The following is a 16,059-nucleotide window of genomic DNA, read 5'->3' as shown; positions in this document are numbered from 1 at the left end:
GCGAGCTATTTGTTCATGAATTGCAGAGACCATGCCAAGCGCGTGGGAATGGCCCGGAACGAAACGCGGGCGACCGGGTCCACCAACCGAGGATGGCCATGCGCTTCGGACATGGAGGATCGCGGAATGGGCAAGCGCCCCGTGCAGCTCGACGAGCTGATCAGCCAGGAATACCGCCACGGCTTCTACACGCCGATGGACGTCGATGCCGTGCCCCGCGGCCTGTCCGAGGACGTGATTCGCGTGATCTCGGCGAAGAAGCAGGAGCCGGCCTTCATGCTCGAGTGGCGGCTGAAGGCGTTCCGCCACTGGCTCACGATGACGGAACCGCACTGGGCGACCGTGCGCCATCCGGCGATCGACTACCAGGACATCGTGTATTACTCGGCGCCGCGTGGAAAGGCGGACGGGCCGAAGAGTCTCGCCGAGGTCGATCCCGAACTGCTGCGCACTTACGAGAAGCTCGGCGTGCCGCTGCAGGAGCGCGAGCTGCTTGCCGGTGTCGCCGTGGACGCGGTGTTCGACAGCGTGTCGGTGGCGACGACCTTCAAGGACAAGCTCGCGTCGCTGGGCATCGTGTTCTGCTCCTTTTCCGAGGCCGTGCAGAGCCATCCGGAGCTCGTGCAGCAGTACCTCGGCTCGGTCGTGCCCTACACCGACAACTTCTTCGCTGCGCTCAATTCGGCGGTGTTCTCGGATGGGTCCTTCTGCTACATCCCGCCGGGTGTGCGTTGCCCGATGGAGCTGTCCACCTACTTCCGCATCAACGCGCGCAACACCGGACAGTTCGAGCGTACGTTGATCATCGCCGACCGCGGCGCCTACGTGAGTTACCTCGAAGGTTGCACGGCGCCGATGCGCGACGAGAACCAGTTGCACGCCGCCGTCGTCGAGCTGATCGCGCTCGAAGGGGCGCAGATCAAGTATTCGACGGTGCAGAACTGGTATCCGGGCGACAAGGAGGGCAAGGGCGGCATCTACAATTTCGTGACCAAGCGCGGCGACTGCCGTGAGGCGAACTCGAAGATTTCGTGGACTCAGGTGGAGACCGGTTCGGCGATCACGTGGAAGTATCCGAGCGTGATCCTGCGCGGCGACAATTCGGTGGGCGAGTTCCATTCGGTGGCGCTGACGAACCACTGGCAGCAGGCCGACACCGGCACGAAGATGATCCATCTGGGGCGCAACACGCGGAGCACGATCCTCTCCAAGGGCATCTCGGCGGGGCATGGCAGCAACGCCTATCGCGGTCTCGTGAAGGTCGCGAAGAGTGCGGTGGGGGCGCGCAACTACACGCAGTGCGACTCGCTGCTGCTCGGCGACCGCTGCGCGGCGCATACCTTCCCCTACATCGAGGTGAAGAACCCGACGGCGCGTGTCGAGCACGAGGCCTCCACTTCACGCATCGGCGAGGACCAGCTCTTCTACTGCCAGAGCCGCGGGATTTCGGCCGAGGATGCCGTGTCGCTGATCGTGTCCGGCTTCTGCAAGGAGGTGTTCAAGCAGTTGCCGATGGAGTTCGCGGTCGAGGCGCAGAAGCTGCTGGGTGTGAGCCTGGAGGGGAGCATCGGATGAGGGGACGCAACTGAGGGAGAGCACCATGCTCGAGATCCGCAATCTGCACGTCACGGTCGACGACAAGCCCATCCTGCGCGGACTGGACCTTGAGGTGCGTGCGGGCGAGGTGCACGCGATCATGGGGCCCAACGGTTCCGGCAAGAGCACGCTCGCGCACGTGCTGGCGGGGCGCGAAGGCTACGTCGTGACGCAGGGGGAGATCCGCTACATGGGGCGCGACCTGCTCGCGCTGGCGCCGGAGGAACGCGCGCGCGAGGGCATCTTCCTCGCATTCCAGTATCCGGTGGAGATCCCCGGGGTCGCGAACATCTATCTGCTGAAGGCGGCGCTCAACGCGATGCGCCGGCACCGCGGCGAGGCCGAGCTCGATGCGGTGGACTTCCTCGCGCTGGTGAAGGGCAAGCTCAAGCTCATGGACATGGACGAGAGCCTGTTGTACCGGGCGGTGAACGAGGGGTTCTCGGGCGGCGAGAAGAAGCGCAATGAGATCCTGCAGATGGCCGTCCTGGAGCCGCGGCTGGCGATACTCGACGAGACCGATTCGGGCCTGGACATCGACGCGCTGAAGGTCGTCGCGAACGGCGTCAATGCGATGCGCAGCCCCGAGCGTGCGATGGTTCTCGTGACGCACTACCAGCGCCTGCTCGACTACATTCGGCCCGATCGCGTGCATGTGCTTGCGCTGGGGCGGATCGCGCTGTCGGGCGGGCCGGATCTGGCGCAGGAGCTGGAGCGGCGCGGTTATGGTTGGGTGGAGGCGGAAGCGCAGAAGCGCCACGCCGCATCGGTGGGGGGGCCGGGATGAGAATTGGTCCGGAAGAACCCTGCGTGCCGGGATTCCTGTCGGCGTATCCGTCGCTGGCGGTGCAGCTTCCGGGGGCGGCCCTGCCGTGGTTGCGGCGCAGCCGCGACGAGGCGCTTGAACGGTTTGCCGCGCTCGGCCTGCCGACGACGCGCGACGAGGACTGGAAATACACCAGCGTCGCGGCGATCGCGCGGCGGACGTTCGGCGTGGACGCGGTGGCCGACGTGCCGGGCAACGCGCGCACGGTGGTGCTGCACCACGCGATCGAGGGCACGCACCGCATGGTGTTCGTCGATGGCCGTTTCGTGCCGGGATTGTCGCAGCCGATGCCGCTGCCGGCAACGCTACCTGAGGGTGCGAGGATCGGTAGTCTGGCGCAGGCGCTCGATACGTGGACGGAGGATGCGGAGGCCTTCTTCGCTGCCGCTGACGAGGCAGCGGACGGTTTTGCCGCCTTGAACTCCGTGTTCTGGAGCGACGGTGCGTGGATCGACCTCGCCGCGGGCGTCGCGCTCGAAGCGCCGGTGCATCTGCTCTTCGTTACCACTCGAGGCGACATCGCGAACTTCCCGCGCAACCTGATCCGCGCCGGAGACGGCGCGAGCGCGACGGTGATCGAGCATCATGTCGGGCCGGACGGCGCGAGCTATCTGAGCGATACGCTGACGCGCATCGTGCTCGGCCGCGGCGCGCGCATTGCGCACACGAAACTGCAGCAGGAAGGGCGCAGGAGCTTCCATCTCGCGAACGTCTCCGCCGAGCAGGGGCGCGACAGCGCCTTCCTGTCGCACGCGCTCGCCTTCGGCGGACAGCTTTCGCGCGCCGCGATCACGACCCGTCTCGGCGCCGAAGGGTGCGATGCGAAGCTCGCGGGCCTGTACGTGGGGAGCGGGCGGCAGCACATCGACCACCATACCTGCATCGACCACGCCTCGCCGCGGGGCACCAGCCGCGAGCTGTACAAGGGCGTGCTCGACGAGGCGGCGAGGGCGGTGTTCAACGGCCGCGTGATCGTGCGGCCGGATGCGCAGCGTACCGACGCGCTGCAGTCGAACCGCAACCTGCTGCTGTCCGAAGAGGCCGAAGTGGACACCAAGCCGCAGCTCGAGATCTGGGCCGACGACGTGAAGTGCGCGCACGGCGCGACGGTCGGGCAGCTCGACGCGGACCAGCTGCATTACCTGCGTGCGCGCGGCATCGGGGAAAGCGATGCGCGGGCGCTACTGATCCGGGCCTTTGCCGCGGATGCGCTCGCGGGTATCGAACACGGCCCGTTGCGGGCGCGGCTCGAATCGCTGTTGCCGGGCGCGCTGCCGGAGGCGATGTGAGGAGGCCGACCATGCACGACGACCCGAAGGAACGTGCAGCGCTGGGCAGGGCGGCCGAGAAAGTCGCCGGGGGCGCGGCGGGCGGGATTGCACGTCGGCGTGCCGATTTTCCCATCCTTTCGCGCACGGTGAACGACCGGCCGCTGGTGTATCTCGACAACGGCGCGACGAGCCAGAAGCCGCAGTGCGTGATCGATGCCGAGGCGCATTACTACGCGCACCTCAACGCCAACGTGCATCGCGGCGTGCATCGCCTGAGCCAGGAGGCGACCGACGCCTACGAGGCTGCGCGCGACACCGCGCGGGACTTCCTCAACGCGGAGCAGCGCGAGGAGATCGTGTTCGTGCGCGGCACCACGGAGGCGATCAATCTCGTAGCCAACAGCTTCGGGGCGCGTCTCCGCGCCGGTGACGAGATCCTGATCACCGGCATGGAGCACCATTCCAACATCGTGCCGTGGCAGCTCGTGTGCGAACGCAGCGGGGCGGTACTGAAGGTGGTGCCGGTCGATGACCGCGGCGAGCTGGATGTGGCAGCCTTCGAGGCCCTGCTGTCGCCGCGCACGCGCATCGTCGGACTGACGCATGTGTCGAACGCGCTGGGCACGATCAACCCGGTGCGCGAGCTGATCGCGCTGGCGCACGCGCGCGGCGTGCCGGCGTTGCTCGACGGCGCGCAGGCAGTGCCGCATCTGGCGATCGACGTGCAGGCACTGGATTGCGACTTCTACGCCTTCTCGGGCCACAAGCTGTACGGGCCGACCGGCACCGGCGTGCTGTACGGGCGCCGTGCGCTGCTGGAGGCGATGCCGCCGTGGCAGGGCGGCGGCGACATGATCCGGCAGGTCAGTTTCGCGCGCACGACCTACAATGACCTGCCGTACAAGTTCGAGGCGGGTACCCCCAACATCGCCGGCGCGATCGCGCTGGCGGAGGCGATGCGCTACGTGCGCGACGTCGGCTTCGATGCGATCGCGGCCCACGAAAGCGCCTTGCTGCGCGATGCGACGGAGCGGGCGCGCGCGTTTGCGGGGCTGCGCCTGATCGGCACGGCGCGGGAGAAGGCCGCGATCCTGTCCTTCGTGCTCGCGGACGTGCATGCGCACGACGTCGGTTCCATCCTCGACCACGAGGGCGTGGCCGTGCGTACCGGGCACCACTGCGCGATGCCGCTGATGGAGCGCTTCGGCGTCGCGGCGACCGTGCGCGCGTCGTTCGCGCTGTACAACACGCACGAGGACGTCGCGGCGCTGTTCGCCGCGCTGGAGAAGGTGCGGGAGGTGTTCGGCGATGCCTGAACTGCGCGACCTGTATCAGGAACTCATCATCGATCACGGCCGGCGCCCGCGCAATTTCGGCGCGCTCGCGGATGCCAATCACAAGGCCGAGGGCTTCAACCCGCTGTGTGGCGACCGCATCACGCTGTTCGTGAAGACGCGCGACGGGGTGATCGAGGACGTGCGCTTCGAGGGCACCGGCTGCGCGATCTCGACGGCGTCGGCGTCGCTGATGAGCGAGGCGCTGAAGGGGAAGACCGAGGCCCAGGCGCAGGCGCTGTTCGATGGTTTCCATGCGCTGGTGACCGGCCAGGGGGCCGCGGAGGAAGCGCCGCTCGGCAAACTGGAGGTGCTGGCGGGCGTCGCGGAATTCCCCGCGCGCGTGAAGTGCGCGACGCTCGCGTGGCATACGCTGCTCGCGGCGCTGCGCGACCAGTCCGTGCCGGTGACGACCGAGCGGGACGAGCAAGAGGGCGCGGAACCGCCCCCGGCGGCAGATGGATAAGCGGGAACGGAAGGGAAAGAGGCGCAAGATGGGCATCTTCGATTGGCTGCACCGCGCCGAGAAGCTGAAGGCCGAAGAGGCGAAGGGGGCGCCGGAGACGGGCCTGCGGGCCGAGGTCATCGCCGCGCTGCGCACCGTTTACGACCCGGAAATCCCCGTCAACATCTACGACCTCGGCCTGATCTACGGGCTCGACGTCGATGAGGAGTCCGGCAGGGTCGCCGTGCGCATGACCCTCACGGCGCCGGGCTGCCCGGTCGCGGAGACCTTCCCCGGCACGGTGCAATGCGCGGTCGAGGAGGTGGCGGGCGTCAGCGAGGCGAGTGTCGAGCTGGTGTGGGACCCCCCGTGGTCGGCCGCGCAGATGAGCGAGGCCGCGCGCCTCGAATTGGGGCTGCTGTGACGGCGGAATGGGTGGACGTCGCGAAGGTGGAGGACTTCGCCGACGGAACGGTTCGTGTCGTCGCGCTGGAGGACGGGCGCGAAGTCGCCGTGTTCAACGTGGGTGGGCGCTTCTACGCGATTGAGGACCGCTGCAGCCACGAGGAGGAGGCCTTGTCGTGGGGCGTGACGGAGGGCGACGAGGTGATCTGCCCGCGCCACGGTGCCCGCTTCTCGCTGGTTACGGGCGCGGCGCTCACGCCGCCGGCGTGCGAGCCTGTTGCGACCTTTGCGGTGCGTGTGGAAGGCGGAATCGTGCAGGTCGGCGCAGCGCCCGCGCGCTGATGGGGCCGTTCCGTCGCGCGGCGTTCAGGTGGTTTCCAGCGCCTGTTGGGCGGCGATGTAGCGCACGACCTCCTCCGGCGGCACCGGCCGGCTGAAGCGGAAGCCCTGCATCACGTCGCAGCCGTGCAGCCGCAGCGCATCGATCTGATGTTCCGTTTCGACGCCCTCGGCCAATACGTTGAGGCCGAAACCGCGGGCGATGCCGACGATCGCGCTGATCACCGGCGACTGGCTGCCGGTGGTCTCGAGGTCGCGGACGAAGGATTGGTCGATCTTGATGGTATTGACGGGGAAGCGGCGCAGGTAATTCAGCGACGAGAAGCGCGTGCCGAAGTCGTCTATCGAGATGCGCAGGCCATGCGTGCGCAGCTCCTGGACCTTCGCGATGACCGTTTCGGCGTCATCCATCAGCATGTTTTCGGTGATCTCGATCTCGATGCTCCCGGGTGGCAGCTGGTGGGTGCGGATGGGCTGCAGGATGCGCTCGACGATGTCGGCGCGGGTGAACTCCAGGGGCGAGATATTCACGGCAACCTTCAGGTTGGTGAGGCCGCGCTTGATCCAGCTCGCCTGCTGGCGGCAGGCTTCGTCGAGGACCCAGTCGCTGATCGCAAAAATTAGGCCGCCTTCCTCGGCGAGCGGGATGAAGGTGTTGGGCCCGAGCAGGCCGCGTTCTGGGTGTTCCCAGCGCACTAGCGCCTCGACGCCCGTGACGCGGCCGAGGCGGATGTCGACCTGCGGCTGGTAATGCAGTATCAGCTGGCCGCTTTCGATCGCGATGCGCAGCTCGTTGTCGAGGTCCACGCGCTCGCTGTGATTGCGGCTCATCTCCGGTGTGTAGCGCAGGAAGCCGTTCTTGCCCTGCACCTTGACCTGGCACATCGCGATGTCGGCGTCGCGCATCAGGTGGTCGGGCGTTTCGGCGTCGTCGGGGAATACCGCGATACCGATGCTTGCCGTGCAGCGGAAGTCGCGCCCGCCGACGGTGAACGGCGTCTTCAGCGCCGCGGTGATTTTTTCCGCGATCGTGCGCACGGCCTCCGCGTCCGAGATGTCCGGCAGCAGGATGGTGAATTCGTCGCCGCTCTGGCGCGACATCGTGTCGCCGGCACGCAGGCATTCGCGCACGCGCCGGGCGACGCTCTTGAGCAATTCGTCGCCTTCGAGCTGACCGTGGGTATCGTTCACGAGCTTGAAGCGGTCGAGGTCGATGTACATCAGCCCGACCACTTCGCCGCGCCGGCGCGCCTGGCTGATCGCGAGGTTGAGGCGGTCGCGGAACAGGACGCGGTTGGGCAGGCCGGTGAGGAGGTCGTGATAGGTCTGGTAGCTGATCGTCTCCTCGGCGTGCTTGCGCTCGGTGATGTCGCGCAGGACGCCGGCCGTGCCCACGAAGCGCTTCGCTTCGCCTTGGTCGCCTTCATCGACTTCCTGCTGGTAGATGCCCTGCGAACTCAGCATCGCGACGATGGTGCGGTTCTCGAAGCTGCGCACGTCGAGGTTGCGGCAGCGCAGGCGGATTTCCTGGTTGGTCGTCGCGCGCAGGCCGACCCGGCGCTCGGCAAAGGCACTGCGAGCCTGCTCCAGGTCCATGGGGTGCACGATCACGGAGTAGTGCTTGCCCACCAGCTCGCCGCGGTTGTAGCCGAGCAGGGATTCGATGCGGCGGTTGAGGAAGACGAAGCGGCCTTCCGGGTCGAGCGTGTAGATGATGTCGGGCGAGTATTCGACGAGGAAGCGGTGCAGGCGTTCGGACTCTTCGAGGCGCGCGGTCATGCGCGCGTTCTCGCGTTCGAGGCGGCGTCGGCTGATGGCCTTGTCGACCGTGCGGATCAGGTCCTCGGGGTCGGCGTGCTTGCGGATGAACTCGCAGGCGCCGCGCCGCATTGCGAGGATCGCGGAATCGATCGCGTCGTCGCCGCTGAAGACGACTACGGAGGTGTCGATGCCGGCATCGCCCATCCACGCCATGATCTCGGTGCCATGCATGTCGGGCAGGTGCAGGTCCAGCACCATGACATCGACGTCGATGCTGCCGAGCTGTGCGATGGCGTCGGCGCCGTTGGCGCAGGCGAGGATCTCGCGTCCATCCGCGGCCAGGAGCGCTCCGTAGGCGTCACGTATGCGCGGTTCGTCGTCGACGATCAGCACCCGCGCGAGGGATTGCGCGGCCGTCGAGGCCTTGGCTGCCGTGAACAGGCTCTTGCCAATCTCCATGGAATTTCTCCGGAGCGAGTGTCACGCAGCGCGCTGGCTCGCAAGCATCATGAAACCTGGACGCACGGCAGCAGGAGCGAGAGCGTCGTGCCCGCGCCCGCCTTGCTGCGGCATGTAATTCTGCATCCGATCCTGGCTGCGATGCTGCCCACGATGGACAGGCCGTGGCCGCGGTCGGCACTGCTGTGCGCCTGATCCGGGAAGGACAGGTTGCGGATCGCCTCCTCGGGCATCCCGGCACCAGTGTCTTCCATGCGGATCTCGACGTATCGCCGCCCATTCTGCACGACGCCGTCGAGCACGGAGATATCGAAGCGCCCACCTCGGGGCGTCGCCTCGGCGGCGTTCTTCCACAGGTTAACGAGAATTTGTTTCAGGCTGTCGGGGTCGCAGGCCGCGTGTTCTGCGTCGTCGCCGAACCGGCTGGTGACGGCAATGCCCTTGTCGCCGAACAGCGGAGCGCCGTACAGGGCGAGCAGTTCGCGCACCAGCGCGTTGACCGCTACGGACGTCGTGGTGCCGGTCGGTGTCGGCACCTCGTTCATGCGCCGAACGATGCCGGCAACGCGGTCGATCTCGTCGCGCAGCACGTCGATCTCGTGTCGCACGTCGCTGTTTTCCGGCAGCTTCTGGTCGAGGATGCGCAGGTAGCTCTTGATGATCCCGAGCGGGTTGCCCGCTTCATGCACGATGCGCCGTGCCTGGCGGCGGAAGGCTGCGGATGCTTCGTCCTCGGCCTGCTTGCGGCAGGCGGTCGCGTCCTGCCACGCCTCGACGCACACGCCGCCGATGCGGCCGAAGTTCAGCAGCCAGGGCGTGCGGCGCTTGAGCCGCATCTGGTCGGTGTGGCCGAGGGCGAAAAGCATGACGCCGACGGTGCGGCGTTTGCCGACCATCGGGACCGCGAGGACGCCTTCGCTGCCGAACGCACGCGCGAGCTGGCGGTCGAGCAGGGATTCGCGTGACGGTCGGGCGTCGTCGAAGCTGCTGCGGACTTCGCGCTCGGCGATCGCGCGCGTCGCGAGCCCGGCGTCGGTGCCGCGCGGGATGCGCGTCTGGCGGAAGATGGCGGCCTGGCCGGCGATGTCGCCGCCGGTCAGCTCGCCCGAGTCGCGGTCGATGAGCAGGAAGCCCATGCGCGGCAGTTCGAACAGGATGCGCGCGGATTCGCGCAGGGCGTTCAGCAGTTCGGTCTCGCTGGCGAGTTCGAACAGGTCCTGCTGCAAGGGGTGCATGACCGCCATGTCGCGGATGCGCTCGGCCAGCGCGCGGTCCGCTTCATGGGGGGCTGTGGCGGGGGCGAGGATCGTGACGTTGGGGAGCGTGCGCTGCGGGGTGGCGTCGTCGGCCTCCGGTCGTGCCGCGACTCCCATCGCGGTGGCGATGACCTGCACGTGGTCGAGGGCGCGGGCCAGGATCCGTCCCGTGTCGAAACCCGAATCGGTGCCGAAGAGCGTCGCGGCGAGTTCCTCGAACGGGGCGAGGCCGGACACGCCGCGCGCGAGCGCGTCGGCGAACCACACCAGGCGGGGCAGGTTCGAGGCGGTGGCGATCTCCTCTGCACTCGCATGGTGGAACAGCAGCGCATCGGCAAGACCGCTGTCGAGGCGCCACTGGTCGGCGAGCCAGGTGCCCACTTCGCAGTGGTCGGTGGACAGGCTGGCGCGTTCGAGCTCGATCAGCTTGTCTTCGTCGCCGGTCTGCGAGAGCAGCCACGCGTACTGTTCCCCCAGCGACGATGTGAGCACGAGCTGGCCCACATCGTGCAGGAGCCCGGCGAGATAGGCCTCGCCGGGGTGCGGATAGCCGGTCGCGGCCGCCATCGCGCGGCTCGTCTCGGCCACCAGCAGCGAATGGCGCCAGAAGTCGGTGAGATCGACGGCGACGGTTCCGGGGTCGGTGTCGAACAGGCGCTTGACCGCGAGGCAGGTGGCCATCGAGCGCACCATGCGGGTCCCGAGCAGGGAGACGCAGGACTTGATGTCGCTCGCAGGGGTGCTGCGGTAAAACGCGGCGGAATTGGCTGCGGTCAGGATGCGTGCGCTGAGCGCGGGATCCTGGCTCACGATGGTGGCGAGGGCGTCGATCGTCGAGGATTCGTCGTCGAGCTGCTGGATCAGGCGCAGCAGCACCTGCGGCAACGGGGGGACGTTCGCGCCTTCGATTGCAGCGGTGACGGTTTGCGGAAGCTGTAGATCGCGCATTGGCTCGATTATTCGATCGCCGATTCCCACTGTCCGTGATGGGTACTGCCGCCTGCGCGCTTCGCCCGGGGGCGCCGCACGCTTACTGCCTGCCGATAGTAATCTGTAAGTGATAGTAACGGAAGATTCGGCGTCTACGTAGGCCTGCGTGGCATAAGGCAACGCTTATTTTGTTGAAGTGTGCAATTTTCACGCGGATCCGATCCCTGCGGCCATTGCGCAGCGGCTATCGCGGTCCATGCTGAAAACAGGTCGCAGAGCCTGAAAGGGTCGGGCAGGAGGAGCCTGCGGCACGATGCGGACCGGGGACAGGGATGGATATCTGGCGCGGACAGGTCGAGCAGGTGCTGGAGGGGCTCGCAACGGGGCGCGAGGGCTTGGGCGTCGCCGAGGCCGCGCGTCGCCTTGCGACCTTCGGCTGCAACCGCGTCGAGGCCCGTCCGCGGCAGCTGCTCGCGCTGCGTTTCGCCCGCGAATTCACCCATTTTTTCGCGATTATCTTGTGGATTGCCGCGGCGCTTGCGCTGGTCGCCGACCGGTTCGATCCGGGGCAGGGCATGGGTGCGCTTGCCGCGGCGATCGTCGGCGTGATCTTCGTGAACGGCGGCTTCTCGTTCTGGCAGGAGTACCGCGCAGAGCGGGCGATCGAGGCGCTGGCGGCGCTGCTGCCGCAGCGCGCACTGGCCTGTCGCGACGGGAAACTGGAGACGGTGCTGGCGCAGGATCTCGTGCCCGGCGACGTGATCGCGTTGGAAGCGGGCGACAACGTTCCGGCTGACTGCCGCGTGATCGAGGCACTGGGCCTGCGCGTGAATGCCGCGACGGTGACGGGCGAGTCGCGGCCGGTGGGGCGGGTGGCCGAAGCGGTGGAGGCCGCAGGGGCCGAGGATGCGCGCAACCTCGTGCTTGCGGGGACTTCCGTCGTGGCCGGACGTGCGCGGGCTGTGGTTTTCGCGACCGGCATGCACACCGAGTTCGGCCGCATCGCGCACCTGAGCCAGCACACGGAGGAGCGGCCGTCGCCGCTGGCGCTGGAGATCGCCCGCCTGTCGCGGCTGGTCGCGCTCGCGGCCACGGCGCTGGGCGTGGTGTTCTTCTTCGTCGGGCGCGCGATCGGCGTGCCCTTCTGGGACAGCGCGCTGTTCGCGATCGCGATCATCGTTGCGAACGTGCCCGAGGGGCTGCTGCCGACCGTGACCCTGTCGCTCGCGATGGCGACGCAGCGCATGGCGCGGCGCAATGCGCTGGTGCGCCACCTGCCGGCGGTCGAGGCGCTCGGCGCGACGACGGTGATCTGCACCGACAAGACCGGGACGCTGACCGAGAACCGCATGCGCGTCGTGAACCTGATGGCCGGAGGCAGGGTGCGGATGGCGCGCCCGGAAGGGGCGGAGGGCGCGAATGGGGCGGGCGTGACGGCGGAGCTGGCGGGGCTGCTGGCGGTCGCGGCGGGGTGCCACAGCCTGCGGGCCGACGCGGATGCCGAAGGCGGCTACGCGGGGGATCCGATGGAAGTCGCGCTGGTCGAGTGTGCCGCGGCATGGGGCGTGCGCGAGTCGGGCATGCGGGTCGCCGAGCTGCCGTTCGAGACGGGGCGCAACCGCATGTCGGTGGCGGCGGAGGATGGAAGCGACGTCTGGTTGCTGTGCAAAGGGGCACCAGAGCTCGTCGTGCCGCGTTGCGCGCTGCAGCGCGCCCCCGACGGAGGACTCGCGGCGGTGGACGAGAACGTCATCCGTGGCGCGCTGGACGCAATGGCGCGGCGGGGTCTGCGGGTGATCGCGCTGGCGCGGCGCCGGCTCGATGCCGGCGAGACGGTGGCCGACGACACGGCCGAGCGGGACCTGATCCTCGAAGGACTCGCCGGCATCGAGGATCCGCCGCGGCCGGACGTGCGCGAAGCCGTGGTCCGCTGCCGCGCGGCGGGCATCCGCGTGATCATGGTGACCGGGGACTACGCGGCGACGGCCGTTGCGATCGGGCGCGAGATCGGCCTCACCGGGGATGCCCCGCGGGTGCTGCGCGGCGAGGATCTTGCGCGCATGAACACGGCACAGCTCGCCTTGGCGCTGGAGAGCCCGGAGGTGATCTGCGCGCGCGTCACGGCCGAGGACAAGCTGCGCGTCGTCCAGGCCCTGCAGCGGCGCGGCGAGGTGGTCGCGGTGACGGGGGACGGCGTGAACGATGCGCCGGCGCTGCGGGCGGCGGACATCGGCATCGCAATGGGGCGCGGCGGCACCGACGTCGCCAAGGAGGCAGCGGACATGGTGCTGCTGGACGACCACTTCGCGAGCATCGTCAGCGCGATCGAGGAAGGGCGCGCGGTGTTCGAGAACCTGCGTAAGTTCCTGACCTACATCCTCACGTCCAACATTCCCGAACTGGTCCCGGGCCTGGTGTTCGTGTTGCTGCGCGTCCCCCTGCCGTTGACGGTGATCCAGATCCTGGCCGTCGACCTCGGCACCGACATGCTGCCGGCGCTCGCGCTCGGCGCCGAGCAGCCATCACCGGGACTGATGACGCGGCCGCCGCGCCCGCGCAGCGCACGTCTGGTGGATGGGGCGCTGATCGTGCGTGCCTACCTCTTCCTTGGCGTGCTGGAGGCGGCCGCGTCGCTCGCCGTGTTCTTCGGTGTGCTCGCGGCGGGTGGCTGGGTGCGCGGCGTGGGGCTAGGCCGGCTGGATCCTTTGTATCTTGAGGCGACCACGGCCTGCCTGGCGACGATCGTCGTGATGCAGGTCGCGAACCTGTTCCTGTGCCGCGACGTGCGGCGGGCGGCCTGGCCCCCGGGTCTGGCAGCCAATCCGCTGCTGCTGTGGGGATTGGGGTCGGAACTCGTGCTGATCGCCGCGATCGTCTATCTGCCCGTCGGCAATGCCATCTTCGGCACGGCGCCGCTGGATGCCGGGACGTGGATGCGGATGCTGCCGCTGGCGCTCGCGATGGTGGCGCTGGAGGAGGGACGCAAGGCGTGGTTGCGGCGTCGGGCGCGGCGCAAGTCGCCGCCGCGCGATCGGGACGCTTGTGGCTACGGTTGGGGTGCGGGACGGCGGTAGTCGCGCAGCAGGCGCAAGGCCTCCTCGTCCTCGACCTGCGTGAAGTCGCCGTAGAAGCCGCTGATGCCGCCGAGCCACGCGGGCTTCAGCACGCATTCGACGTGGTCGCAGTGGCGGGCGAGGGTGTCCAGCGTTTCGGGCGGTGCGACCGGGACAGCGACGATCAGCTCGTGCGGTTGCTGCGCGCGGATCACGTGCAGCGCCGCGAGCATCGTCGCGCCGGTCGCCACGCCGTCGTCGGTGACGATGACCGAACGTCCGGTGATTTCGGCCGCAGGGCGCACGGCGCGGAAACGTTCCTTGCGGCGGTCGATCTCGGCGATCTGGTGGGCGCGCTCGCGCTGGAGGTATTCGTCATCGATGCCGATCACCGAGCGTGCAAAGTCGGCGAGGTACTCCTCGCCGTCCTCGCCGATCGCACCGACGGCGAGTTCGGGGTCATAGCGCGCGCGCAGCTTGCGGGCGAGGACGACGTCCAGTTCCGCACCGAGTTCGCGTGCGAGCACGGCGCCGGTGACGACGCCGCCGCGCGGTATCGCCAGCACCAGCGGATCCTTCAGCGGGCGCCCCTTGAACATTGCCGCGAGCTGGCGTGCGGCGTCTTCCCTGTCCTTGAACATGGCCGTCTCCGATCATCCGTTTCAACTATGGTGGATCGGGGCGGAAAGGCAAGGAAACGGGGCGCCGGCCCCGGTGGTGGTGGGGGCTCAGGACGGCGCGACGCCCCGGCGCACCATCTCGACCATCGCATCGGCGATCTGCCGGGGGGTGCGGCGGCCTTCGCGATACCACAGGTATACCCAGTTCATGCCGCCGAGCAGGAAGAGGCGCAGCAGCGAGCGGTCGGTGCCGGCTGCGACGGGCAGGGCGTTGATGAGGTCGCGGAAGAGCTGTTCGTAGGCTTCGCGCGCGGGCTGGATCTTGGCGAGGAGCTCCTGATTGCCGATGAGCGCGAGGTTGTGCCCGGTGATGCGTTCGACCGCCGGGCCTTCGATCATCTGCGCGACGTGCACCTCGCAGGCGCGGCGCAGGCGCTCCCAGGGATCGGAAAGCGCTTCGATCTCCCGTGTGATCGTGCTCATCACGCGCTTGAAGCCTTCGCGGTGGACGGCGAGGTAGAGCTCGTCCTTGGATGCGAAGTGGTGGTAGACGGAGCCGGGCAGCAGGCCGACCTTGCGCGCGATGTCGCGGATCGAGCTGCGATCGTAGCCCTGGTCGGAGAAGAGTTCGGCGGCGGCGCTGAGGATGATCTGGCGGCGATCGAGCGGCTCGTCCTTGTCACCCGAACCGTCTCCGGCGCAGCTTGCGAGCTGCGCGCTGAGCGTGCCGCGTTCGAGGAGCTCGCGCTGGGTGTCGGTGAGCGCGGCGAGGCCTGTCGGGGTGGCGTCCACGAGCGCCTGCAGGCGCTTGGCGGTGGTCTCCAGCCCGTGCTTCTGCCAGATGTAGCGCACGCCCGACGCGGAGATCGTCAGGCCGGCGCGGCGCAGGCGTTCCGCGACGGCGGCCTGCCCGAGTCCGGGTTCCTCGCGCGACAGCCGCAGGATCTCGGCCTCGGTCGAGGAAGAAGTCGAATCGTCGTGGGTGACGGCCGAAGCGGATGTCATCAGGGGCGTGGCGGAAATTGGTTGTCGGGCGGGAATCATAGCGTGCAGGGCTCCGGGCTGCATGTCCGGAGGAGACTGCCGGGCGCGGGTAGCGCCACGGCGATCCCATGCTGGTAATTAGACTACTTGAACAAGTGTTTGACAAGGTTGTTGCGAGTCTGTAGCTTGGTCGGGCACCGTCAGGGCGTACGCCTGCGGGAGCAAGACGCGAGAGCGGCCACAGAGACCGCCACCCGCCGCACCCGCTTCGGTGCGGCCAAAAAAACGGAGACAACACGCAATGACCACCGCCCCCGCCGCCGGGCCCCCTCCCGGCGAACCCGTTCCCGGTTCCCTTGTCCTGCGTTCCGGCACGGCGTCCCTGAAGTCCGCCTAGCGTGCGCCTGGCCGCGGCGCGCACGCGGCTTTCTTCCTTCCATCTCTTGTGTTTCCGCGCCTTGTCGCGGACGGTCGGGGTTCGTCCATGGATTTCCAGATAGCGCTGTTGCTCGCACAGGACGGCATCACCAACGGTGCGATCTATGCGCTGCTCGCGCTCGCGCTGGTGCTGGTGTTTGCCGTGACGCGGGTGATCTTCATACCGCAGGGGGAGTTCGTCGCGTACGGCGCGCTGACTCTGGCCATGATCCAGACCGGCAGCGTGCCGGCGACGCTGTGGCTGCTGCTGGGCGCGGGCGTGCTCGCCGCCGCGATCGATGCGCGAGGCGCGCTGCATAGCGGCCAGAAGGGGCGCCTCGCGGGCGTGCTGGCGTGGAACGC

At 68.3% G+C, this 16,059-nt stretch carries 13 protein-coding genes; 9 read left to right on the top strand and 4 right to left on the bottom strand.

The annotated features are described in order from the left end of the window. Window positions 1-126: 126 nt before the first annotated feature. From sufB to F464_RS0123255, 7 genes are read left to right on the top strand one after another with little or no spacing between them, the layout of a single operon-like run. A complete protein-coding gene (gene sufB / locus F464_RS0123285) occupies window positions 127-1,575 on the top strand; it encodes a Fe-S cluster assembly protein SufB (protein ID WP_018992271.1) in 1,449 nt (482 codons plus the stop codon). 25 nt (window positions 1,576-1,600) lie between these two features. Further along, complete coding sequence (gene sufC / locus F464_RS0123280) at window positions 1,601-2,383, top strand: Fe-S cluster assembly ATPase SufC (protein ID WP_018992270.1); 783 nt, start codon at window positions 1,601-1,603, stop codon at window positions 2,381-2,383. Then, window positions 2,380-3,711: a Fe-S cluster assembly protein SufD gene (gene sufD, locus F464_RS0123275; RefSeq protein ID WP_051092344.1), complete on the top strand. Its 1,332-nt coding sequence runs from the start codon at window positions 2,380-2,382 to the stop codon at window positions 3,709-3,711. The genes sufC and sufD overlap by 4 nt, the downstream gene beginning before the upstream one ends. An 11-nt stretch (window positions 3,712-3,722) precedes the next feature. Beyond that, the gene (locus F464_RS0123270; protein ID WP_018992268.1) at window positions 3,723-5,009 is read left to right on the top strand and encodes a cysteine desulfurase; all 1,287 of its coding nucleotides are present in this window, start codon (window positions 3,723-3,725) and stop codon (window positions 5,007-5,009) included. Next, window positions 5,002-5,493: a Fe-S cluster assembly sulfur transfer protein SufU gene (sufU, locus tag F464_RS0123265; protein WP_018992267.1), complete on the top strand. Its 492-nt coding sequence runs from the start codon at window positions 5,002-5,004 to the stop codon at window positions 5,491-5,493. Before F464_RS0123270 ends, sufU begins: the two co-directional genes overlap by 8 nt. Window positions 5,494-5,521: 28 nt before the next feature. Then, window positions 5,522-5,896 carry an SUF system Fe-S cluster assembly protein gene (locus F464_RS0123260; protein WP_018992266.1) on the top strand — a complete coding sequence of 125 codons (375 nt, stop codon included), beginning with the start codon at window positions 5,522-5,524 and terminating at the stop codon, window positions 5,894-5,896. Between the two features lie 11 nt (window positions 5,897-5,907). Next, the gene (locus F464_RS0123255; RefSeq protein WP_232429020.1) at window positions 5,908-6,219 is read left to right on the top strand and encodes a Rieske (2Fe-2S) protein; all 312 of its coding nucleotides are present in this window, start codon (window positions 5,908-5,910) and stop codon (window positions 6,217-6,219) included. A gap of 24 nt (window positions 6,220-6,243) precedes the next feature. Here F464_RS0123255 and F464_RS0123250 read toward each other — a convergent pair whose 3' ends face one another. Both F464_RS0123250 and F464_RS0123245 read right to left on the bottom strand, forming a co-directional pair. Further along, window positions 6,244-8,436 (bottom strand): putative bifunctional diguanylate cyclase/phosphodiesterase, encoded by a 2,193-nt coding sequence (locus F464_RS0123250; RefSeq protein WP_018992264.1) that lies wholly within the window; start codon window positions 8,434-8,436, stop codon window positions 6,244-6,246. A gap of 47 nt (window positions 8,437-8,483) precedes the next feature. Then, a complete protein-coding gene (locus F464_RS0123245; protein ID WP_018992263.1) occupies window positions 8,484-10,640 on the bottom strand; it encodes an HDOD domain-containing protein in 2,157 nt (718 codons plus the stop codon). A gap of 314 nt (window positions 10,641-10,954) precedes the next feature. Between F464_RS0123245 and F464_RS0123240 the strand changes: the two genes are divergently transcribed. Further along, complete coding sequence (locus F464_RS0123240) at window positions 10,955-13,696, top strand: cation-translocating P-type ATPase (RefSeq protein ID WP_018992262.1); 2,742 nt, start codon at window positions 10,955-10,957, stop codon at window positions 13,694-13,696. Here the strand turns inward: F464_RS0123240 and F464_RS0123235 are convergent. Both F464_RS0123235 and F464_RS0123230 read right to left on the bottom strand, forming a co-directional pair. After that, window positions 13,669-14,316, bottom strand: a complete 648-nt coding sequence (locus F464_RS0123235) for a phosphoribosyltransferase (RefSeq protein WP_018992261.1) — start codon at window positions 14,314-14,316, stop codon at window positions 13,669-13,671. The genes F464_RS0123240 and F464_RS0123235 overlap by 28 nt on opposite strands. Before the next feature lie 87 nt (window positions 14,317-14,403). Further along, entirely contained in the window at window positions 14,404-15,300 is an 897-nt protein-coding gene (locus F464_RS0123230; protein WP_018992260.1) for a TetR/AcrR family transcriptional regulator, read from the bottom strand. A gap of 463 nt (window positions 15,301-15,763) precedes the next feature. Between F464_RS0123230 and F464_RS29370 the strand changes: the two genes are divergently transcribed. Beyond that, the coding region (locus F464_RS29370; RefSeq protein WP_026295878.1) for an ABC transporter permease subunit at window positions 15,764-16,059 on the top strand (296 nt) is incomplete at its 3' end.

Source organism: Aromatoleum toluclasticum ATCC 700605 (assembly GCF_000378245.1).
Classification (GTDB): Bacteria; Pseudomonadota; Gammaproteobacteria; order Burkholderiales; family Rhodocyclaceae; genus Aromatoleum; species Aromatoleum toluclasticum.
The sequence above is the reverse complement of the archived record's forward strand: the minus strand, read 5'-3'. Positions and strand labels throughout refer to the sequence as shown.

What these genes read in the sequence shown, in the direction of transcription:
- sufC (WP_018992270.1), top strand. Translation starts at nt 1,601, where the DNA reads ATGCTCGAGATCCGCAATCTGCACGTCACGGTCGACGACAAGCCCATC.
- F464_RS0123270 (WP_018992268.1), top strand. Translation starts at nt 3,723, where the DNA reads ATGCACGACGACCCGAAGGAACGTGCAGCGCTGGGCAGGGCGGCCGAG.
- F464_RS0123230 (WP_018992260.1), bottom strand. Translation starts at nt 15,300, where the DNA reads ATGACATCCGCTTCGGCCGTCACCCACGACGATTCGACTTCTTCCTCG.
- sufB (WP_018992271.1), top strand. Translation starts at nt 127, where the DNA reads ATGGGCAAGCGCCCCGTGCAGCTCGACGAGCTGATCAGCCAGGAATAC.
- F464_RS0123240 (WP_018992262.1), top strand. Translation starts at nt 10,955, where the DNA reads ATGGATATCTGGCGCGGACAGGTCGAGCAGGTGCTGGAGGGGCTCGCA.
- sufU (WP_018992267.1), top strand. Translation starts at nt 5,002, where the DNA reads ATGCCTGAACTGCGCGACCTGTATCAGGAACTCATCATCGATCACGGC.
- F464_RS0123260 (WP_018992266.1), top strand. Translation starts at nt 5,522, where the DNA reads ATGGGCATCTTCGATTGGCTGCACCGCGCCGAGAAGCTGAAGGCCGAA.
- F464_RS0123235 (WP_018992261.1), bottom strand. Translation starts at nt 14,316, where the DNA reads ATGTTCAAGGACAGGGAAGACGCCGCACGCCAGCTCGCGGCAATGTTC.
- F464_RS0123245 (WP_018992263.1), bottom strand. Translation starts at nt 10,640, where the DNA reads ATGCGCGATCTACAGCTTCCGCAAACCGTCACCGCTGCAATCGAAGGC.
- sufD (WP_051092344.1), top strand. Translation starts at nt 2,380, where the DNA reads ATGAGAATTGGTCCGGAAGAACCCTGCGTGCCGGGATTCCTGTCGGCG.
- F464_RS0123250 (WP_018992264.1), bottom strand. Translation starts at nt 8,436, where the DNA reads ATGGAGATTGGCAAGAGCCTGTTCACGGCAGCCAAGGCCTCGACGGCC.